Source organism: Collinsella aerofaciens (assembly GCF_039836695.1).
In the GTDB taxonomy this organism is placed as follows: Bacteria; Actinomycetota; Coriobacteriia; order Coriobacteriales; family Coriobacteriaceae; genus Collinsella; species Collinsella aerofaciens_BD.
Genome location: NZ_JBDPAC010000002.1, coordinates 59,381 through 80,785, shown reverse-complemented (window position 1 = coordinate 80,785; position 21,405 = coordinate 59,381). Strand labels below are relative to the sequence as shown.

Sequence of the window (21,405 nt, the reverse complement as noted above, 5' to 3'; positions counted from 1 at the left end):
TAGACGTCCAAATCGGTTCCAGATGTTACAGATTGAGATGAATGAACGAGCGGACAATCCCTATTTGCCTCTTGCGTAACTGTGCATAGTGTATATATACTGTGCTTACCGGTTATATACACGTGTAGTTCAACAGCTAAGGAGCCGCTGTGGATATCATCCTATCCAATTCGAGCGATAAGCCCATCTACGAGCAAATAGCCTCGCAGGTCAAAGCTCAGATCCTTTCGGGCACGCTCGCTGCGGGAGCCAAACTCCCCAGCATCCGTGCGCTCGCGAGCGATCTTGGCGTGAGCGTCATCACCACCAAGCGCGCCTACGCCGACCTGGAGCAGCTCGGGTTTATCTGCACCGTGCAGGGCAAGGGCTGTTTTGTCGCCGAGGGCAACCAAGAGCTCTTGCGCGAAAACCAGCTCTGCCATATCGAAGATCTGCTTGCGAAAGCGGCAAGCCAAGCCGAAGCCCTGGGCGTCACGCGCGACAAGCTGCACGAAATGCTCGACCTTGTAGCCCCCGAAACCATGCAGTAGTCATCTGCAAGAAAGGCTATACCATGCAAAACTTGCTAGAACTCAAAGGTGCATCGCGCCGTGTGAGCGACCGCTTTTCGCTGCGCAACGTCACGTTTGCCGTGGAGCCCGGCCAGATCGTTGGCTTTGTGGGGGCAAACGGTGCTGGCAAAACAACGACGATTCGAGCTGCTCTCGAGCTTATAAAGCTCGATGCCGGCGAGGTGCACCTGTTTGGGCAGCGCTGTGGCGCCGACGCACCCGGTGAAGCGCAGCGTTGCCTGCGCACCCGTGTCGGTCTCGTGCTGGACACGTGTCCTTTCCCTTCCACACTCAAGGTGACCGAAGTTGAGGCACTCGTAAGACCGGCGTACCCCGCCTGGAGCCATGGCACCTTCGCCGACCTCATCAGCCAATTTGGCCTCGATCCTAAGACAAAGGTCAAGGACCTCTCCCGCGGCATGGGCATGAAACTGCAGCTTGCCTGTGCACTCAGCCACAATGCCAAGCTGCTCGTTTTGGACGAAGCCACCGCGGGCCTCGATCCCATGGCACGCGAGAAACTGCTTGATGAGCTGCTTGCCTTTGTCGCCGACGGCCAGCGCAGCGTGCTGTTCTCGAGCCACATTACGTCCGACCTCGATCGCACCGCTGATCGCGTCATCTGCATCGATGCTGGCTCGATTATGTTTGACCTGCCGCGCGAGGATATTACCGACCGCGCTGGCATCGCCCACTGTACCCAAGCACAGGCCGCCGAGCTAATGACTTGCGTCGAAGGCGCCCGTGCCGCCCACCACGCCTATAGCGTGGACGTGCTCGTGCCCAACCGTCGCGAAACGCTCGAGGCCTTCCCCGAGATTCCCTGCGATCGGGCAACCATTGATGACTATCTGCGCCTCATGCTGAAAGGGGCTTCGAAATGAAACGCGCCTTTATGTCCGAGCTCGCCATCGTTCGCACGCTCACCCCGAGCATCGCGGGCGTCGGCCTGTTCATCTTCGTCGTGCTAACCCTTGCCAACGCGTCGGATGGCGATTCCGGCATGAGCGCCGGCGCCTGCGCGGTCAGCGCCATGTCGCCCATCATGGTCATGAACTCGCTGGCCGGCTTCGACAATCAAAACGGATGGGAGCGTTATCGGGCAACGCTGCCTCTCACGCGCAAAGACATTATTTGCGCACGCTACCTGAGCATCATTGTCTTCTCGGCTGTCATGGCGTGCGCCGCCGCGCTTCTGAGCATCGTCTCCATCCCGCTATTCAACAGCGTGGGCATCCCCTCGACGGGACAGACGGTCTTTGAGATCGCTATAGCCTCGGCAGCATCGATGCTCATCTCCCTCATGATGGTGTTTTTGGCACAGCCGCTGTTCTTCCGATTTGGACACATGGAGGCACTGCGCCTATCCGTCGGCCTGTTTGCCCTGCTCTGGTGCCTTGCCATTGCCACGTTGAGCTCCTCCAACCCCATCAGCAACTGGCTCATGTCGATTGCCGGAGCGAATCCCGATCCCGCCGTCCTCGGCTGTCTGTGTGCAGGAATTGCAGTACTGGCGCTCGCACTATGTGCAATCAGCTGCGCTGTCAGCACCAAGGTTTATCGAGTACGCGATCTGTAATCGACAGCTAAAAAAGCTTAGGTGGTACCCCGCTTATTTTTTCAATGAAACAAGGCGGCATAGCGTCGCCACCGCCCCTCACGGCAGGCCGTCTAGTTCTTGGCAACCAAAAAGACACCGTCAGCATATCGAAGGTGAATACTTTTCCGAGAAGTGAACGAGTAAAAACAGTGCCCTGTAGCATCGACATTTTTAAGGACTCAATTCCTGCGGTTTTTGTCTAGGATCCTGCAGTTTTGTTCGAAAAAAGTGTGCATGTTCCAGGGGTCCAGATTTACTCGTTCGCTTCGCGGAAAACCATTCACCTTCGATTCGAGCCTTAACCAAATGCCCTCTCGAACTATTGCCCCTGTCTCACCACAGCGATATCAAAGCTTCATGGCGGGACGGTATCATCGGACGAGCGCCGTAAATCTGGCGCGGTCGTTCTTTGGGGAGGCATTTCACCCGTGTCGTGGGTCGCAGCAGCATTTGTGTCGGCTTTCTTTGCCGGCGTCACATCTGTCCTGGCCAAATGCGGCATCAAGCAGACCGACTCCGATGTCGCGACGGCCATTCGCACCTGCGTGGTGCTCGTTTTCGCCTGGGCAATGGCGGGCATTTCTGGATCCATTGGAACCATCGGCAGCATCGAACCCAGATCCTGGCTCTTTCTCGTCCTCTCGGGACTCGCTACCGGTGCTTCGTGGATCTGTTACTTTAAGGCGTTGGGCATCGGAGACGTCAATAAGGTCGTACCGGTCGACAAGATGAGCACCGTACTCGCCGCACTGATCGCCATCGTACTTTTTGGCGAGACGAGCAACCTTGCGGTTAAGCTCGTGGGAACCGCTGTCATCACCCTTGGCACGTTTTTAATGATCGAGAAGAAGCAGCCTGCCGGACCCGAGCAGCAGCAAGACCGGACCTGGCTCGCTTACGCCCTCGGCGCCGCCGTGTTCGCGGCGCTCACGTCCATCCTTGCCAAGGCTGGCATCGAAGGCGTCGAATCCAACCTGGCCACGGCAATCCGTACCTGTGTGGTACTGGTTATGGCATGGGCAATCGTGGCAGCTAAAGGCAAGATGGGCCAAGCCGTGCACGTAGACCGCTACGAACTCGTATTTCTCGCGGCATCGGGCATTGCGACTGGCGCATCGTGGCTGCTGTGCTACTACGCCATCGCCACAGGCCAGGTGAGCGTCGTGGTGCAGATCGACAAACTATCGATTGTCGTATCAGTACTATTTGCGCGCCTGGCATTCAACGAAAAACTCTCACGACGCAGCGCCATCGGTCTCGCCCTCATCGTACTGGGCACCGCCGCGCTCGCAGTTTGGAAGTAGCGCGGCCAGCAGCCGCTACATCCTCACACCTGGCTTGGGATGCCTGTACTGACCGTGGGATGCCGTGCGCTTACCGTGCGAGATGGCAAATTTGGGACAACAGTGCAGGCAACGAAGGCAGGCGGCGCACTCCGGCTTTGTCCAGACGGGAAGGCCGTCGCGCATCTCAATCGCCGCCATGGGGCAGCGCTTGGCACACAGGCCGCAGCCGATGCAGCGATCGGCATCGACGGCAAACTTGCTCGTCTGTTGCATGCGCGGCAGCCCAATTGCGTGATACGCGCACGATGCAAACAAAGGCACGCGATGGCGCATCATGTTGCCCGTGCGGCGTGCCCGCACCGCCTCGATCACGGCATCAATCTGCGCCTCGGCAGCTCTATTGATACCCTCAACCTTTTGAGGGTCAGACAGGTCGAAAACAGGCGTCCAGGTATCGGGCATCTTGACGCTCATCGCCGCATCTAACTCGAGCCCACGCTCGTGTAGCAGATCGCGGGCAAACTTGGCCGATTGGCCGGTCGTCGAACCGTACGTCGAAACATAGAACGTATAGGGGCGCTCGCCGCCCTTTGTACCGGCAACAATCGACAGGTCGGCAGTCTTCAAAAACTCGATCATCGGTGTCGGCAGACCCCAGGCATACACCGGAGCAACAAATCCCAGTTGGCGGGGACCTTCCGCCAAGGCAAGGCGAAAGGCCTCGGCATCAAAACGCTCAATCGACATAACCCTGTCGTCCGTCGCCGCCGCAATGCGACGCGCCACATGCTCGCTGTTCCCTGTCGCGCTAAAGTACAGGATCATCTCGTACCCCTGGAGTTGACTCGCGATTAACCGCGCTATTTGCGCAGCGGCTTGGGCAGTGGAATGCCGGCGGCGATGACGGCGGCGATGATCATGCAGACGATACCCTTGAGTGGGAAGCACATGAGCAGCAGGCCCACGACCATGACCGGCTGACGCATGACCGCACCCATCGTCGATGCCGTGCAGACGGCGACGCAAAAGACCGGATCTGCGCCGGTGAGGATGGCAAGGCCATAGCCCAAGCTTACGCCTGAGAAGATAACCGGGAAGAAGTGGCCGCCGCGCCAACCAAGGTTGATGAGGGCGGGCGTCAGCATGGCCTTAACAAGACCGGTCGCGATAAGCACGCCGGCGGGAATGGTGAGGTAGGTCTCCATAAGTACATCGGCCTGGGTCTCGCCGGCAAACATGGTGTAGGGCAAAACCGTGCCGCAGATGGCGAGCGCCAGACCGGCCAGCATGGCTTTGACGACAGGGCGCTCCCCTATGGCATGGGCAAACGCTTCGCTCGCGTGCTCAGAGACAAAGTACAGCCAGCCGCAAACGGTGCCAACCAACGCCAGCGGGATGAGCCAGGCAAGCTCCAGGTTGCCCACCTCGGCGGCCTCGAACCTGGGCATGCCCATGCCGCCGCCCATAACCTGGCCGAGCAGCAGGTAGGTGCCCAGACCGCCAGCGATCGCGATACCGTAGACCACAGTCTTCTGTGCCTTGGGCAGCTTGATGGTGATCTCGCCGGACGCGGACCCATCGTCGGCGTCTTCGCCCTGGCCGTCGGCGCTACCGGCGAGCGGCGCCACAAAGCCAAAGACGGGCGCGGTAAAGAGCGCCGTCAGCGCGGCCTGGGTGCCCAACAGCGTGAGCTCCCTGAACTCGGCGCCAAAGCGGCGCATGCGGTCGCCGACCCAGCTGCACAGACCCGCGATAACGCCAGTCAGGCCGGCCTCCGGTCCAATACTTCCGCCAAACAGCAGCGGCAGCAATGCCGCGAGCGAAAGTTTGCCCAGGTTGTCGTACGGGTAGCGCCCGTCTTGCTTAACCTTAGCCATCACCTGGTTGAGGTCGTCGGTCTTGGTGCCCGTAAGCTTTTCGTACAGGCCGATCAGCAGGCCGCCCAGCAGGCAGACGAAAAACGGATACGGCAGAAAACCGAACGGGCCGCTGGCGAGTTCGGGCGACGCCGCGCCCAGCATGTGGGGGATCTTGGTCCACAGATAGTCGATACCGTGCTCCATCGCAAAAAAGAACAGCCAGACCGCGGCACCTGCGAACGCACCGGTCACGGCAACGCTAACTAAAAACAGCGCGCGGTTTGTGGGTTTGGCAAGGTTGTCCATCGGGTCCTCCCGCGGTCAAAGTCGACATAGCTACGTTTTATTGTAGAGCGAGCGTTGCCCAGACAAGCCAACCATCTGCGCCACAAACGGCACCATTGGGAGTCATAGTGGGGCAGGCTCAAGACTTATCCGTTGATAATCGAGACAATCTCGCGCAAATCGCCGGCAAAGTAGATGCCGTGCTGGCGCCTCGGGCTCGAAAGCCCTTTATCAATCATGCGCCCGAGCAGCGCCTTGAGGTCGTTGTAGTAACCGTCAAGGTTATACAGGATGCACGGAGCACTCAGGTGCTCCAACGACACCGCGGACATGACCTCGGCAATCTCCTCGAGCGTGCCCGTCCCACCGGGAAAGGCGATGAACGCATCGCCGAGCTCAATCATCTTGGCTTTGCGCTCGGCCATATCGCTCGTCACGATGAGGTCATCGATGCCGTCGTGCTGAAACTCGGCCTCGATAAAAAAGCTCGGCTCCACGCCCGTCACATGTCCGCCAGCATCGAGCACGCTATCGGCGAGCGCGCCCATCAGGCCCGATTTGGACCCGCCGTATACCAGCGCGTGGCCGTTGGTGCCAATCCAGTTGCCCAGCTCCTGTACCGCAGGCAGAAACGCCGGGTCATTACCGACGCTGGCACCCAGATACACGGTGATATTCATTTCAGTCCCCCTCGTCGTGACGCGCGGCGCCCGTTCTAGCGTTGGCGCCGGCGATATTCGCGCACGCGGCGCGACAGGTCGGCGAGCTCGTCACGATCGAGCTCTTCCAAATGCTCAAGATCGTCCATAAAGCGCGCCATGGTGTCCTTTTGGCGCAGCTTGATGAGCGTATTGCAGTAGTTCACCGCCACGCCCGTAAGCATGGCGATATAGAAGATACTGATGACGCTTAGGATAACGGTAATGCCGCGGGCAACCGGCGTTTCGGCGGGGATATCGCCAAAGCCGATCGTCGAGACCGTCTCAAAGCTAAACCAAAGTCCATCGCCAAACGTAAGGGTCGTGGGCTCGGACAGCCAGACGGCAGTCGAGCACAGCAGGTAAAAGATTAGAAACAGGCCCGTGATGCGCGCAAAGCCAGCCTGTCGCAGCACATCGGCAAGCGTCCTCAACCTGTTCATCGCGACCCCTTTCCCAGACGCCCAATCTCGTTCGCTCGGTATTGTCCCACGCCTCCCCCGCAAACGAAACTAGTCATTGGGAACTAGTCATTGGGGACGTTCTTAAATGACTAGTCAAACAAGAACGTCCCCAATGACTAGTCGTTTAAGAACGTCCCCGATGACTGCCGGGCGGGAGCGTTTAGCGGTGCAGCTGCCGACTGGGCAGGTTGAGCTGGTATCCTTATGCGGTAATGTCTCGATTCGTTAGGATTACATGTGAGAGCTGCCACTGTCCTTCGTTCAGTTATATATCGCGCTCTGGCCATTGTGCTTGCCGCGCTTGCCGTACTAAGTTCTATTGCGCCTGTCCAGGCTTTTGCCGATGACTCTAGTCAGCAAGTCAAAACGGTCCGCGTCGGCTGGCTCGTCAACAACGAGGGCTTCCAGAACGGCACCCCCGGCGAGCGTCTCTCGGGATGGGGTTACGAGTACCTCCAGACCCTGTCGTACTACACGCCCGGCTGGCGGTACGAATACGTCTCCGGCACCTTCACCGAGCTTATGGACATGCTCGAGGCAGGCGAAATCGACCTCATGCCCAACATCTCCTACTCCGAGGAACGCGCCCAAAAGCTGCTCTTTTCCTCGAACCCCGAGGGCACCGAGCGCTACTACATCTACGCCAAGCCCGATCGCGACGACCTCGCAAAGGGTGACCCTCAAGCACTCCAGGGTCTCACTATCGGCTGCAACCCCGGCGTTATGCAAACCTTCGTTGGCCAGCAATGGCTCGCCAACGAAGGAATCGCCTGCGCATACAGGGAGTATGACGGAGGATCCGATCTCTTTAACGCGCTCGCAGACGACGAAGTCGATGCCGCAATCATGAACGACACCATTTCGTCGCCCGAGGCGTCGCCCATGTTCTACGTTGGTTCAAGCGACTACTACCTTGCCGTCCCCAAAAGTCGTTCCGACCTGATGAACGACATCAATGCTGCCATGACGGCAATCGCCCGCGTCAACCCACGCTATAACGACGAAGTCAAATCTAACTACTCGACCCAAAACAGCGGTTCATCATCGCTCAACAGCCCCGAACGCTCCTGGCTCAAAGCAAATGGCAACACCATCACGCTCGGATACATTACGGGCAAACTCCCCTACTGCAACGAAGACGAAGACGGCGAAATGGAAGGCTCGCTCGCATCGCTTGCAACGACGCTGCACGATCAATTTGGCATTACGGTCAAAACCGTCGCCTTTGATAGCTACAAGATGATGTCGAAGGCCCTGTCAAAGGGAAGCATAGACGTTGCGCTGCCGGTATACCGAGATTACTGGTTTGCCGAGCAATCGGGCGTTGTGCAGTCGGTATCGTTGGGGACTATATCCCTCACCGCCATCCACACCGGAAGCAACCTGAACAAAGACCTTCAGAACATCGCCTGTACCAAATCATCGATTATCAACCGAAATGTACTTGAAAGTCTGTTCCCCACAGCGACCGTGACCGAATACCAATCCGACGATGAAGCGTTCGACGCCCTCAGGAAGGGAACGGCGCACTGCATCGTCGCTCCCAGTTCACGCGTAAAAACCATCGGTGACCGTTATGATCTCGAGGACTGCGAGACGGCCGAACTCCCTGACACCCGTGAGCTCTCGTGCTGGATTTCGCGCGGAAAACCCGAGCTGTCGGGAATCATCAACAAGGGCATCATCAATGCCGGAGAATCGCTCTCCGCAAGCAATTACTCCTCAACGTCGTACACGGCGCAAGAATCGGACACGTTCCAGTTTCTCCACCGCAACCGCACCGCCATTGCAGCTACCCTCATCGGTATGTTGTCGGTCGGCATCGTCCTGCTCATCTGGGCGCTCGTGCGCGCTCGAACCGAGCGCAAAAAAGCCGATGCTGCCAACGCTGCTAAGACGGCATTCCTCACGCGCATGAGCCACGACATCCGTACGCCGCTCAACGGTATCCTGGGCCTTATCGAGATCGAGGAATTGAAGGAAGGCGATATGCAAGTCGCCCGCGAGAGCCGTGCCAAGGCGCGCGTTGCCGCCAATCACCTGCTCTCGCTGATCAACGACATCCTCGAGATGGGCAAAATCGAAGACCGCAAGCTAACACTGGAGCATGCGCCTTTTAACCTCAAAGAGCTCTGTGACAATACGCTGGTTCTGTGCAAGCTCCGCGCATCCGATAACGGCATCACCATGCAGGACAATAGTCTGCCGTACGCCACGGGGCCATACATGGTCGGCAGTCCCATCCATATCCGACAGATCATGATCAACCTGTTAGACAACAGCATTAAGTACAACAGGCACGGCGGCTCCGTCACCTTTAGCTCAAAGACCAAGCCACTCGATAACGGGCGCGCGCTCTTTTGCTTTAGCGTTTCGGATACCGGCATTGGCATGGCTCCCGAGTTTTTAAAGCATATCTATGAGCCGTTTGCCCAAGAAGGTGACGATGCGCGCAGCAAGTTCCAAGGAACCGGCATGGGCATGCCAATCGTCAAGTCGCTTATTGAACTGATGGGTGGCACCATCGAAGTCACCAGCGAACTCCATGTGGGCACCACGTTCTACGTGGAAATTCCGCTCGATATCGACAAGAACCCCCAGACGCGGGCGAATACGGTCGAGAGGGCGCTCGACTGCTCGCTCGCCGACATGAACGTGCTGCTCGCCGAAGACAACGAATTGAATGCCGAGATTGCCCAGACGCTGCTAGAATCCGAGGGCGTTGTGGTCACCCGCGCCGCCAACGGCAACGAAGTTGTCGATCTGTACCTATCGCATCCCGCCGGCAGCTTCGATGCGATCCTGATGGACATTATGATGCCGGACATGGACGGCTACGAGGCAACCCGCGCGATTCGTCTGAGCGAGAAGGTCGATGCAGCCGATATCCCCATCATCGCGCTCACCGCCAATGCCTTTGCCGAGGACGCCAAGGCGGCACACGACGCCGGCATGAACGCCCATCTGTCCAAACCGCTCGACTTTAACAAGCTCAAAAACATACTCGCCCGCATCAAGAAAAACGGAGCTGTTTCGCTATAGTTTGTGCTCAACAACCATACGCAGCAGAAAGGACGCCAACGATGTTTAGGCCCTTACGTCGAAAGAAACGAGCCATCACCGACGAGGAAGCGCGCGAACTGCTCGCTACATGCAAGCGCGGCGTCTTTGCCGTCAACGGCGACGATGGCTACCCGTACGCCATTCCCGTCAACTACTTCTTCGACGCCGAGCACGACAAGATTTATTTCCATGGCGCCAAGGCTGGCCACAAGGTCGACGCACTCAAGCGCGATGACAAGGTCTGCTTTACCGTTTACGGCAACGAGTGGTACCAGGACGGTGACTGGGCTCCCTACGTTATGAGCACCGTGGTCTTTGGCCGCTGTCGCCTGGCGAATGACACCCCCGCGTTTATCGAGGATAAAGTCCGCCAGCTCGCGCTTAAGTACTACCCTTCTGCCGAAGAAGTCGAAGAGGAAATCGCCAAGGACATTAAGGGCGTCCAGCTCTACGAGATTACGATTGAGCATCTTTGCGGTAAGCAGATTCAGGAAAAATAGGCCTCAAGAGCAGACCTCACAAATAGCAATAGGGCCCGGTTCCAACCCACCTTGGAACCGGGCCCTATGCTTATGAAGCGTCGGCGGCGATGTGCGCTAACACCTCAACGAGCTCCTGCGAACTCACGGGTTTACTCAGGTGCGCGTCCATGCCCGCCTCACGCGAAAGCCTGCGGTCGTCGGCAAAGGCGTTGGCACTCACGGCGATAATCGGCGTAGTCGCGGCATCCTCGCGATCGAGTGTTCGAATTCGACGCGTGGCCTCAAGGCCGTCGATACCGGGCATCATGATGTCCATCAACACCACGTCGTACTCGTACGGCACGCTCGCGGCAAACATCTCGACGGCAGACTCGCCATCCTTAGCATGCGTCACGACGGCACCGGCACGGCTGAGCGTAAACTGCGCGATCCCGGCATTCAGATCGTTATCCTCTACGAGCAAAACGCGCAGGCCCTGGAACGCATCGCCGTCGCCCGCATCTACGCGAACTGCCTGAGGAATCTCGGAGCGGTCGCACTTCTCGAACGGCAGGCGGATGGTAAACGTCGTCCCCTGCCCCAAGACGCTCGTAAAGCTTATGGTTCCGCCCATAAGCTCGACCAACTGTTTTGCGATAGGCGCGCCCAGGCCAGTTCCCGATGAAGCGCCTTCCACCTGTTGCTCCTCACGGCAAAACGGCTCGTAGAGGCGCTGTTGGAACTCCTCGCTCATGCCAATACCGTTGTCGGCGATCGTGTATTCATAGACGGGGACGCCATCCGCTGGCTCCACCTCGCGGCACACCAGGCGAACATAGCCGCCCCGGCGGTTGTACTTGACGGCATTGCCGGCAATATTGAGCAACAAGCGCTTGAGGTGCGTCACGCTCACCCGCACATAGGGATGATCAAGCGTCAGCTGGTCGCAGATAATTGTCACCAGACGCTCCTCGGCCTGGCGCTCCAGAATATCGCGCACCTCGTGGTTGAGGGTCACCAAGTTTGTGGGAACAAGCTCCAGATCGACCTGCCCGCTCTCCAGGCGACTCATATCCAGGGCCTCGTTGGCAAGGTCGAGCAGCAGTCCCGATGCCGTCCAGATCTTTGAGCGGCACTCGGTCTGCTTTTGAAGATCGTCCGCATTGGCATCGCCGACCTCAACCATACCGCGAATGCCGTTGATGGGCGTGCGCAAATCGTGGCTCATGCGACGCAAAAACTCCGTCTTTGCCGAGTTGGCAGACGAGGCCTCACGCGCTGCCTTTGCCAGCTTGTCGCCATAGTCGCGCTCCTGCTGCAGCAAGTCCGTCAAACGTCGACGATCAGCGCGGCGACGCACCATCACAACAACGGCTATAACACCGCTGTAGAGCACCAGCACGCCGGCAGCAACAGCCGCGACGACCTCAAAGTAGCGCCGCGCCGAGGCATAGGTGTACACGTAGAACCCGCGCGCTTTTCCAAATGTGCCCAAATACCACTCGCCGCTGGCGTTGACCAGTCGGGCTTTGCCGGGCAGGCATCGATCCTTAATACCGTCGACAATAAAGACATCCGTTGCAGGCAGATTGAATACGCCCAATATGGTGGGTTCAACGGCATTGGTCGCAACGACTTTGCCATCGCTTTCGATCACGATATTGCCACTGTCGATGGTCTCATAACCACCGAGCAGGCTCTGCAGTTTGAGCGTATTGCTTGCAACTGCCTTCGCGCTCTGATGCCTGACCGCGATAACGATGCCCTCGCCATCTTGCCGGGTCACGCAACCAATGTCTGCAACCGAATCATCCGAAAGCGTAATGCGGGCGGTATAGGACTTAAGCGGATGGGCTGCCACCTCCAGCACGGGTGCTTCCTTGAGATACGTAGCGAGCGACTCGTAGCCCACGCCATCCGTCGAGGATTCGGACACCAAATTGCCCGATGCGTCCGTCACGATCAGTGCGCTCACGTTGAACTGGTCGGCATATTGCTCCAGCATGGCGTTATCCACCGAACCGTCGCGCTCAATATCGCGCGCTGTCTCTCCGGCGATCTCCATAACGCGAATCAGGTTTTTGGTCGTATAGGCGCTATTGAATGCATCGTAGGAAAGGCTCTGCGTCGCCACGTAATCGACAACGTCGGCAAAGCGCTGCTCGGCTTGGGCCGTCGTGTAGCCGTAGCTCATCATGCCGGCAACAACCGAGAGCGCTATCCCCAGCAGGGCGACAAGGAGCCATACCCCTGTCGAACGATTGCCCCGCCCCTGAGCGGCGTGGTCGGGCGCATCGATCATGACAGGCCCTCCATATTCAAAAATGGCGAAGGGTCATCAAAGTACTTTGACACCAGACGTTCCATGGTGCCATCGACAAGCATTTCTTGGTAGGCATGAGTGAGCTTAACGTCGATGCCACGCGTATCGTTGATATCGAAAGCGGTGCCCAAACCAACCTCTAGCAGCGGCTCATCCAAAATGCGATACGTTACGCCATAGTCTTTTTCGTAGGTGAGCAGCGAGGACTCATGCGCGGCGATGGCGTCGACCAGACCCTCGACGAGCGCCGGGTTCAGATACGAACGGTCCGAAAAGCAGTAGAGCTCTTTGATCTGCGGAACGTTTTCATTTGTATGATTGAGCAAAATGTCCTCGGGCTTGGTGGTGGACTGGACCGCCACGACCTTATCCTCAAGATCGGCAAGCGTGTAGATATCGCTCTGGGGATCGACCGCGACCACCCGGCGGCTCGCAAGGTACGGGCCGGCCCAACGATACTCGTTTTCGCGACCCGTCATGCTAAAGCTGCCCATGACGCAATCGAGCTCGCCGCTCGCCAGTAGCTCGTTCTTCTTTTCCCAATCGATCAGCTGGTACTTTGGCTTGTAACCAATGCGGGCCAAAGCCTCGGTCAATATCTCGACATCCAGGCCAACGATATCGCCGTACTCGTCGGTATACACAAACGGTGGATAGAGGTCGCTGCCGACGTTGAGCGTCTTAAGGTTGTCGTCTTTGACTTGCGAGGCGTCCAAACCTTCTAATGCAGACGTCGAGGCTTCGTCATTACGCCCAGAACAGCCAGCTATCGCTACGACAAAGGCGCACGCTACCGCAAGCGCAACAAACAACGATATGGCAACCGAGCGACGGGGTCTTTTCATCGAGCTCCAGACGATCCTGTTTACAGACTGAAATGGTTAAAGATAATAGCAAACGAAACCACGCGAGTGCCCAATGGTTACAGACGTTCTACCATGCGGGGCCTTCCAGCCGACTTGGCAGAAGGTCCCGCATGCAGCGCACGCCTACCGTGCATTAAAAACGTAGCGGTCCAGGCGGTCGCACGCTTCCCTCACGCGCGAAAGCGGCAGCGCCAGATTCACGCGAATGTGGCAGGGCCCGTGGAACGGACGGCCATCCTGGTAGCCAACGCCCACGCGCGCCCCCTCGTCGAGCAACCACTGAATATCGCGGCCATGCTCGCGGCACCACTCGGTGCAGTCCAGAAACACCATGTACGTGCCCTGCGGACGCGAAAACGCGACGCCCTTCCAATGTTTTTCTGCATACGTGCAGAAGTACTCGATATTGCCGGCAAGCACCTGGTTGAGCTCGTCCACCCACTCGTAGCCTTGCGGCTGGTAGGCACCGATAAGCGCATGCATGGAGAGGACGTTCATCTCGTTGTAGTGAGTCTTGTTGGACACGGCGCACACGCGGTCGCGCAGCGTCTCGTTATAGATAATGTGGTAGCTGCCGACCAGGCCCGCCAGATTAAACGTCTTGCTGGGCGCGTAGAGGGCAACCGTGCGCATGCGGGCATCCTCGCTCACCGACTGCGTCGGGATATGCTTGTGTCCCGGCAGGATGATATCGGACCAAATCTCATCCGAGATCACCACGCAATCGTGCTGGCGATAGATGTCCATGGCGCGCTCGATTTCGTCGCGCTCCCATACGCGGCCGCAGGGGTTGTGCGGCGAGCAGAACACCGCAGCATGAATGTGGTTTTGGGCGAGCTTGTGCTCCATGTCCTCAAAGTCCATGCGCCACACGCCCTGGTCGTCGAACTTAAGCGGGCTGTGGACAATACGATAGCCCGCGGCCTCGATGGACTTGGTAAAGCCGATGTAGGTAGGGCTGTGGACCAGCACCGCATCGCCTGGCTGAACATACGCACGCAGCGTCGACACGACACCGCCCAGCACGCCGTTTTCGTAACCGATATGTTCAGGGCGCAGGCCCTCGACGCCATTGCGGCGGCTCTGCCATTCGATGATGCGGTCGAAATACTCGGCGCGCGGGTTAAAGTAGCCAAACATGGGATGCTGGGCGCGCTGAATGATGTGTTCCTGGACCGTGGGCACCGTGGCGAAGTTCATGTCCGCCACCCACATGGGAATGCGATCGAAGCCCTCGTCGGGTGCGTTTGGAGCCATGCCGGGGATCTCACCCCAAGAATCAACGGCGATGGAGTCCATGCCGTGGCGGTCGATAAGCGAGCTAAAGTCGTATTTCATGCTGAGCTCCCGTGCAAAGTGATTGTTTTGGTAGGCGTTATTGTCCACCAGCGTGGGCGGTTTTGGCGCGGAGTTTGGCGCTTAATTTGACGGGTGCGGACGAATGGCTGGTTAGTCGTGCGCGTCGTTGACGGCGACTACGGTTAGCTGGGTTTCGTCGACCGTAAACGATATGTCGAGCCCGGCGTAGGCCAGATGGTAGACGCGGTTTGGCTCGTGCTTGCTGCCCGCGCGGCGCGGATCTTGGCGAAGGACCTCGACCAAGCCGGGGAGCTTTGCGGGCGGGACCATATCCTGCAGTGCTTGCGGAAACTTAACATCGAGCTCTTGCCACGGAGCATCCTCGATCCAGCCGCCGGTCGCATCCGAGTGGCAGTCCGCAAACGGAATGTAGGGCTTAATGTCGTAGATGGGCGTGCCGTCACGCAGGTCGGCCCCCAGCACATGGATGATGGGGCCATCGTCGGTGAACTCGACGCGATCGAGCTTGACGCAGGTGAGACCGATGGGATTAGGGCGAAACGGGCTGCGCGTGGCAAAGACGCCCACACGCTCGGCTCCACCCAGGCGCGGCGGACGCACGGTCTTCGACCATTTTGCGTTGGTACCGGACCTGTCCTGCGTTTTGGCATCGGCGGCTATGTCCTTAGCCGTGCCGCCGGGCGTTCCGTTTTCGAAGCGCCACAACAGCCACAGGTGAGAGAAGGAGTCCAGACCCTCAACCGCTGCATTGGAGGCAAATTCCGGCTCAAAAACGATGCGTCCCTGCAGATGGGGCGCCAAAAAGCTGTTGCGCGGAATGCCGAACTTCTGCGGCAGGTCGGTATGTATGTGTGCAATAGGTTCCATGCCGGTCATTGTACGGCATGGAGGCGTGGGGCGTTGCGCGCAATTCTTCGCCGCGGACTCCTGTCATGCAACCAACGGTTGCTTGGAAGGGCGCCTGCCGCCGCGTATGCTTAAGCCATCAACCAGCAGAAAGGAGCCGCTATGGCCTTTGCAGAAAAGCTCATTGCCATCCGTCGCGCCCATCACCTTACCCAAGAGCAGCTCGCCGCCAAACTCTTTGTCACGCGCCAAGCCGTCAGCCGTTGGGAGCGCGACGAGGTCACCCCGGGCATCGACATGATGAAGCTCATTGCAGCCGTAACCGGAGAGCCGTTGTCCCACCTGCTCGAAATGCCCGAGCATTATTGTCAGAGCTGCGGCATGATACTCACGCCCAACGACTGCGGCACCGATGCCACGGGCGCCACGACCGACCATTACTGCAAGTGGTGCTACGACCACGGCAAGTACACCTACGGCACCACCATGGAGGCGATGATCGAGGATTGCGCCCCGCGGCTGGCGCAAAACACCGGCATGTCGCTCGACGAAGCCGTCTCGCTCATGGGCGCCGTCCTGCCGCAACTGGAGCGCTGGCGCACCGTGCAGGAAAACGAGGAGCGCTACGGCGCCGAAGCGCGGGCGCGCTATGGCGATGAGGCTATCGATGCAGCAAACGAAGCACTGCTGGATATGGACCCCGAGACATGGAACGACATGAAGGAACTTGAACGCGCTATTCTGGGCCAGCTTTCGATTGCCATGGGCATTGGCGACCCAGAGAGCAACGAAGCCCAAAAACTGGTTACAATGCACCGTCGATGGATTGCTCTCAACTGGGGATGCGAGCCCCAAGACGAGGCGTACCTGGGCCTCGCCCACGGCTATCTTGCCGACCAGCGCTTTGTTGACTACTACGACAAGCCCTGCGGCACCGGAGCCACGGCGTTTCTGGTCCAGGCCATCGAGTCGTCGTTGACGTGCGCATAGACCGCGGCGGCTTTGGGTATTTCAATCGAAACCTCAACCGATTGGAGACCCATGGCTACTAATCATGAGCTCACGCTGTACGTTATGACCGGCTGCCCGTATTGCATAAAGGTCAAGCGCTTTCTGGCCGATAACGGCGTGACCATTCCCGAGCGCAACATCTCAACCGACTCCGATGCCGAACAGACACTCATCGCCGTCGGCGGAAAGCGCCAGGTTCCCTGCCTGTTCATCGACGGCAAGCCACTCTACGAATCGAGCGACATCATCGCGTGGGCGCAAGAGAACCTGCTCTAGTACGCGCATCCCGTCCGTCCAAGGCCCCACCCCATACGGCCTAAACATGTACACCAGCATCCAAAGTCGACATTTTTCGACATCTTTGGATGCTGGTGTACAGCTTTTGCAACATAGTCATTGGGTGTTCTTAAATGACTAGTCGCTAAAGAACGTCCCCGATGTCTAACTAGCCGCGGAAGCGAGCTATGGGTGCGAGTGGCTGCTCGCGAAAGACCCGCTCGACGGCGGCGCGGTATTCGTCGACCTTTTTGGTCTTACGTACGAGCTTGTGAACGGTAGTGGGGTCGACGAAAGCGCACTTGGCGTAGAACCACCACTCCTTCATGCGAAAGACCGCATTGCCGCCAATCTCTTCTGCATAGGCAGCAAACAGCGTGTCATGGAAACGCTGCAGCTCGGCTACCGTGGCAGCAGGGCCACCCTTAACCATGCGAGCCAGAGCGGGATTCGCAAGCAAGCCACGCCCCAGCATCACATGGCGTGTCCCGGAATAGGCCTCCACCAGCGCATCCATATCCTCAAGATCAAAAATATCGCCGTTGTAGGCGACCGGAAACGGCGCGCGCTCCAGCGTCTCGCCATAAAACTCCTTGCGCGGCGAGCCCGTATAGCGGTCCTTTTGCACACGCGGATGCACGATTAGCTCTGCCAGCGGCATGCGGCAATACAGATCGAGCACGCGCTCATACTCGTCGTCGTCCTCGAGCCCCAGCCTAGTTTTGACCGATACCGGCAGCGGAGAGCGCTCACACACGTCACTCAAAAACACCTCGAGCTCGTCGAGATTGCGCAAGAAACCCGAGCCCTTGCCCTTGGCGACAACCGTTCCCGAAGGGCAACCCAAGTTGAGATTGACCTCGCGGTAGCCCATGTCGGCGAGCACCTGTGCCGCCCACACAAACTCGTCCGCGTTCTTGGACATCAGCTGAGGCACTACGTTGAGCCCCTGGTTATTGGCAGGATCGATCTCCTTAAACGCCTTGCCGCCAAAGCGATTTCCCACCCGCGGCGGCGGCAAAAACGGCGTGTAATAGCAATCGAGCGCGCCGAAGCACTCCGCATGCACGCGACGGAACACATGCCCGGTTATCCCCTCCATAGGGGCCAACGATAGAATCATCTACTCTTCTCTCATATCAACGAACGTGACAAAGGGACTGCCCCTTTGTCACATTATTCGGAGCGCAGGGCTTCGACGGGGTCCTTCTTGGATGCGCTGCGGGCAGGCAGCAGGCCGGCAACGACCGTCAACAGCACCGAAATTGCAATGAGTACCAGCGCATCCTGCACGGGCAGGCTCATCAGATTGGGTACCTGTTTGGCAGCAAGCGCCCAGGCATTGACCGGGAAGCTCACGAGTACCACGACGACAATAGCAAAGACGCCGGCAATGAGGCCCTCGATAAAGGTCTCGGCATTGAATACGTTGGCCACGTTGCGCTTCGATGCGCCGATCGCGCGTAGAATGCCAATCTCCTTTTTGCGCTCCAGCACGCTGATGTAGGTGATGATGCCGATCATGATGGAACTCACCACCAGGCTGATACTCACGAATGCGATGAGCACCAAGCTGATGGTGTTCACGATGTCGGTCACTGAGCCCATGATGATGCCCATGTAGTCGGTGTACGAGATTGCCCGATCATCGTGGCCAGCGGCTTTGACCTGCTTGTTGTACGCATCGATGTGATCAAGCACGCGCTCCTTGGCCTCAAAGTCGCGCGGGAAAATCTTAACCGAGATGGGGTCTGCCTCATCCGCATAGCCCAACGTGGTCAGATTGTTGTCGTAGGTGAGCTTCGAAGCCTTGGCATAGCTCATCATGAGCGAGCTCAGGTCCTCGGCGTCCATGTTGAAGTGAATGGCATGAGCAAAGGCACTCGCATCCACGCGCATGGCGCTCGCCAGGTTAGCAAAACTCGAAGACATCTGCGTCGCCATCTGGTCCATAAGCCCCGCTGCGCCCGCCTTGAGCTGGGACGATACCGTCGACGCTATCTGCTCGCTGATTGCCTTCATCACCTGATCCATAGCCTGCTGCAGATACGGAGCCAGCTGCTTTTGCACATAGTCGCTCATCACCTGCTGCAGACGCTCGGCCAGGGCATCGCCGCCGAGCGCTTTGAGCTGGGCCAAGATTTGCTGAGCTGTGTCATCATTCTCAAGATACGTCGAGAATGCGGCAGAGAGCTTTGACGCGTCCTTAAGATCTTCGGGCGACAGCGCCTTAAACTGATCAGACTGCAAAAAGCCCTCAAACAGCTGGTTGGCTAGTGTTCCCACCTGCTGCATTTGCTCGGGCGTAAGTTCCAGACCGTCAAAGATACCCGAGAAATCTGGGGTTGGCGCTCTTGCCATGATGTCGCTGAAGTCGATGTCCTTGCCAACGCCCGAAAGGTCAATGTCCAGCCCCGACAGATCGATGCCAGAAAGGTCCATACCGCCGGCCGAACCCGAGAGCGCAGACGCATCAAACGAGAACGCGCTCTTGAGCGCCGCCTCGTCCACACTGAACATGCTACCCAGATCCACGCCTTGCTTGGCCTCGCCTTGCAGTTCGTCGAAGGTTTTGCCCGTAAAGACATCCGTCTCGGGGTGAGCAAGCTGCTCTTGCACAATCTGCGAATTTGCGGCGCGCTCCATAAGCTGGCGAGTCAGCGCATGCGTATAGGCAATGCCCGGAGACAATGCGCTCGCGTTGGCCGTCTCGTTAGGTCGCACCACGCCCACAATGTGCACGTCGATACCGTCGGCAACCTTGGCGGCCATAAAGTCGGCATCACCAGACATGTCGGTCCATATGCCGGTCTCTTCGTTTTTGCGATACGCATCGGCCGGCGACAGCACCTTAAACGTCGTGGACAGCGCATCGTCGTAGGTAAAGTCGGTACCGGTCTCGGGCGTCTCAATCTTACCGTCAGCCGTCATGGCGCTGTTTACCAGATCGTTGAGCTCATCGATATCCAGCGCACCGATGCTATAGAGCGTGTAGTCGCCCACCGTACCGCGGCTCGAAAGCACCATCACGGCTTCGTTGGCAGACGTGGGCCAATGACCGGCGACGACATCGTACTGGCTGTCGAGCAGGCTCTGGTCGTCAATCATCTCGTTAAAGACCGAGGTTCCCATGGATTCCATGTTCACCGTTGCCGCCGAGCTCGCGCCTCCGCTCATGGCCTCGGTCATGGCGTTGGGAACAAGCCGAACGGGCTTCTCGTCACCCTTACCCGCACGATAGACAACCGGCGTCACACCGTAGCCGTACTGAATGGCGTTGACCTCTTTATCGATGCCGTCGCCACCGGCATCGAGCCATGCCTTAAAGCTCGTCATGTCGTTGGACTTAACGCTTGCAAACATGTCCTTTACGGCCGTAACCACGGGGATCTTATCGGTTCCCTTAGCCTTGCCGCCGGCGCTGTCGTCGGACGAATCCTCGCCGTTGGACGTTTCGTCATCCGTGGCCCCCTGCCCGCCCATCATGGACGACAGGTCGTAATCCTGCTTGGAAATGGTGAGCGGGTAGCTCGAGAGCGTATCCTCCTCGACCTTTTTGATGTAGCCGTTTACGCCATTGGACAGCGCCAGAATCGCCGCGATACCGATAATGCCAATCGAGCCCGCAAAGGCCGTCATGGCCGTGCGGCCCTTCTTGGTCATGAGGTTTCGGGCAGAAAGGCCCAACGCCGTCACAAAGCTCATCGAGGTTTTGCGCGTAGGCTTGGCCTCGCGGCGCGTGGCCTTGGCAACATCGAAAGGATCGGAATCGTCGGTGATCTTACCGTCCGCCAGGTTGACGATGCGCGTAGCGTACTGGTACGCCAGCTCGGGATTGTGCGTGACCATGATGACCAGGCGGTCGCGTGCAACATCCTTGAGCAAGTCCATGACCTGCACGGACGTCGTAGAGTCCAAGGCGCCGGTTGGCTCGTCTGCCAGCACGATCTCGGGGTCGTTGATCAGGGCGCGGGCGATGGCCACGCGCTGCATCTGCCCACCCGAAAGCTGGCTCGGGCGCTTGTTAACGTGCTCGCCCAGGCCAACCGCCTCGAGCGCCTCGCGCGCACGCTGGCGGCGCTCGGCATGCCCCACACCCGTGAGCGTGAGCGCCAGCTCAACGTTTTCCAAGATGGTCTGATGTGGGATAAGGTTATAGCTCTGGAACACAAAGCCGATGCGGTTGTTACGATAGGCATCCCAATCGCGGTCACGGAAGTCCTTGGTCGAGATGCCGTCAATCAGCAGGTCACCAGAATCAAAGTGATCCAGTCCGCCGATAACGTTGAGCATCGTAGTTTTACCTGAGCCCGAGGGGCCCAGAATGGCCACGAACTCGTTATCGCGAAAAGACAGGCTTACGTTGTCGAGCGCCACCTGCGTAAACGACTGCGTAACGTACCTTTTGCAAATACCTTTGAGCTCCAGCATGGACGGCAACCTCTCCTGCGCAGGCACCCTGCCCGCTCTCCTCCGCCGTTCGTATTCGACGCGTT

Annotated in this window: 18 protein-coding genes; 8 read left to right on the top strand and 10 right to left on the bottom strand. The window is 58.4% G+C overall.

Annotated features, from left to right (window positions below; all coding sequences use genetic code 11):
* The first annotated feature begins 149 nt into the window (after positions 1-149).
* The 4 genes from ABG996_RS01620 (at position 150) to ABG996_RS01605 (ending at position 3,455) form a co-directional block, all read left to right on the top strand.
* Positions 150-530 (top strand): GntR family transcriptional regulator, encoded by a 381-nt coding sequence (locus ABG996_RS01620; protein ID WP_347478196.1) that lies wholly within the window; start codon positions 150-152, stop codon positions 528-530.
* Between the two features lie 23 nt (positions 531-553).
* Positions 554-1,435, top strand: coding sequence for an ABC transporter ATP-binding protein (locus ABG996_RS01615; protein ID WP_347478195.1), 882 nt, complete (start codon positions 554-556; stop codon positions 1,433-1,435).
* Positions 1,432-2,130 (top strand): ABC-2 transporter permease, encoded by a 699-nt coding sequence (locus ABG996_RS01610; RefSeq protein WP_347478194.1) that lies wholly within the window; start codon positions 1,432-1,434, stop codon positions 2,128-2,130. Before ABG996_RS01615 ends, ABG996_RS01610 begins: the two co-directional genes overlap by 4 nt.
* A 449-nt stretch (positions 2,131-2,579) precedes the next feature.
* Positions 2,580-3,455, top strand: a complete 876-nt coding sequence (locus ABG996_RS01605) for an EamA family transporter (RefSeq protein ID WP_347478193.1) — start codon at positions 2,580-2,582, stop codon at positions 3,453-3,455.
* Between the two features lie 15 nt (positions 3,456-3,470).
* Here ABG996_RS01605 and ABG996_RS01600 read toward each other — a convergent pair whose 3' ends face one another.
* From ABG996_RS01600 to ABG996_RS01585, 4 genes are all read right to left on the bottom strand, one after another.
* A complete protein-coding gene (locus ABG996_RS01600) occupies positions 3,471-4,262 on the bottom strand; it encodes an EFR1 family ferrodoxin (RefSeq protein WP_240125888.1) in 792 nt (263 codons plus the stop codon).
* A gap of 35 nt (positions 4,263-4,297) precedes the next feature.
* Positions 4,298-5,602, bottom strand: a complete 1,305-nt coding sequence (locus tag ABG996_RS01595) for a chloride channel protein (RefSeq protein ID WP_347483847.1) — start codon at positions 5,600-5,602, stop codon at positions 4,298-4,300.
* 125 nt (positions 5,603-5,727) lie between these two features.
* Positions 5,728-6,261, bottom strand: a complete 534-nt coding sequence (locus ABG996_RS01590; RefSeq protein ID WP_347478191.1) for an LOG family protein — start codon at positions 6,259-6,261, stop codon at positions 5,728-5,730.
* Between the two features lie 35 nt (positions 6,262-6,296).
* Positions 6,297-6,722 (bottom strand): potassium channel family protein, encoded by a 426-nt coding sequence (locus tag ABG996_RS01585; RefSeq protein WP_225093282.1) that lies wholly within the window; start codon positions 6,720-6,722, stop codon positions 6,297-6,299.
* Positions 6,723-6,980: 258 nt separating this feature from the next.
* Here ABG996_RS01585 and ABG996_RS01580 point away from each other — a divergent pair, with 258 nt between their 5' ends.
* Positions 6,981-9,785 carry an ATP-binding protein gene (locus tag ABG996_RS01580; RefSeq protein WP_347478190.1) on the top strand — a complete coding sequence of 935 codons (2,805 nt, stop codon included), beginning with the start codon at positions 6,981-6,983 and terminating at the stop codon, positions 9,783-9,785.
* A gap of 41 nt (positions 9,786-9,826) precedes the next feature.
* Positions 9,827-10,306: a pyridoxamine 5'-phosphate oxidase family protein gene (locus tag ABG996_RS01575; protein ID WP_055309987.1), complete on the top strand. Its 480-nt coding sequence runs from the start codon at positions 9,827-9,829 to the stop codon at positions 10,304-10,306.
* 70 nt (positions 10,307-10,376) lie between these two features.
* On the opposite strand, the gene ABG996_RS01570 is transcribed toward ABG996_RS01575, so the two are convergent.
* From ABG996_RS01570 to ABG996_RS01555, 4 genes are all read right to left on the bottom strand, one after another.
* Positions 10,377-12,569: a hybrid sensor histidine kinase/response regulator gene (locus tag ABG996_RS01570; protein WP_347478189.1), complete on the bottom strand. Its 2,193-nt coding sequence runs from the start codon at positions 12,567-12,569 to the stop codon at positions 10,377-10,379.
* Entirely contained in the window at positions 12,566-13,306 is a 741-nt protein-coding gene (locus ABG996_RS01565; protein WP_347478188.1) for a substrate-binding periplasmic protein, read from the bottom strand. Before ABG996_RS01565 ends, ABG996_RS01570 begins: the two co-directional genes overlap by 4 nt.
* Positions 13,307-13,579: 273 nt before the next feature.
* Entirely contained in the window at positions 13,580-14,794 is a 1,215-nt protein-coding gene (locus ABG996_RS01560; RefSeq protein WP_347478187.1) for a MalY/PatB family protein, read from the bottom strand.
* A 111-nt stretch (positions 14,795-14,905) separates the two neighbouring features.
* Complete coding sequence (locus tag ABG996_RS01555; RefSeq protein WP_347478186.1) at positions 14,906-15,643, bottom strand: tRNA (N6-threonylcarbamoyladenosine(37)-N6)-methyltransferase TrmO; 738 nt, start codon at positions 15,641-15,643, stop codon at positions 14,906-14,908.
* Positions 15,644-15,784: 141 nt separating this feature from the next.
* On the opposite strand from ABG996_RS01555, the gene ABG996_RS01550 reads away from it, so the two are divergent.
* Both ABG996_RS01550 and ABG996_RS01545 read left to right on the top strand, forming a co-directional pair.
* Complete coding sequence (locus ABG996_RS01550; protein ID WP_347478185.1) at positions 15,785-16,612, top strand: TipAS antibiotic-recognition domain-containing protein; 828 nt, start codon at positions 15,785-15,787, stop codon at positions 16,610-16,612.
* Positions 16,613-16,663: 51 nt separating this feature from the next.
* The gene (locus tag ABG996_RS01545) at positions 16,664-16,909 is read left to right on the top strand and encodes a glutaredoxin family protein (RefSeq protein ID WP_347478184.1); all 246 of its coding nucleotides are present in this window, start codon (positions 16,664-16,666) and stop codon (positions 16,907-16,909) included.
* 169 nt (positions 16,910-17,078) lie between these two features.
* On the opposite strand, the gene ABG996_RS01540 is transcribed toward ABG996_RS01545, so the two are convergent.
* Both ABG996_RS01540 and ABG996_RS01535 read right to left on the bottom strand, forming a co-directional pair.
* Positions 17,079-18,032, bottom strand: coding sequence for a tRNA dihydrouridine synthase (locus tag ABG996_RS01540; protein ID WP_347478183.1), 954 nt, complete (start codon positions 18,030-18,032; stop codon positions 17,079-17,081).
* A gap of 53 nt (positions 18,033-18,085) precedes the next feature.
* The gene (locus ABG996_RS01535) at positions 18,086-21,340 is read right to left on the bottom strand and encodes an ATP-binding cassette domain-containing protein (protein ID WP_347478182.1); all 3,255 of its coding nucleotides are present in this window, start codon (positions 21,338-21,340) and stop codon (positions 18,086-18,088) included.
* Positions 21,341-21,405 lie beyond the last annotated feature (65 nt).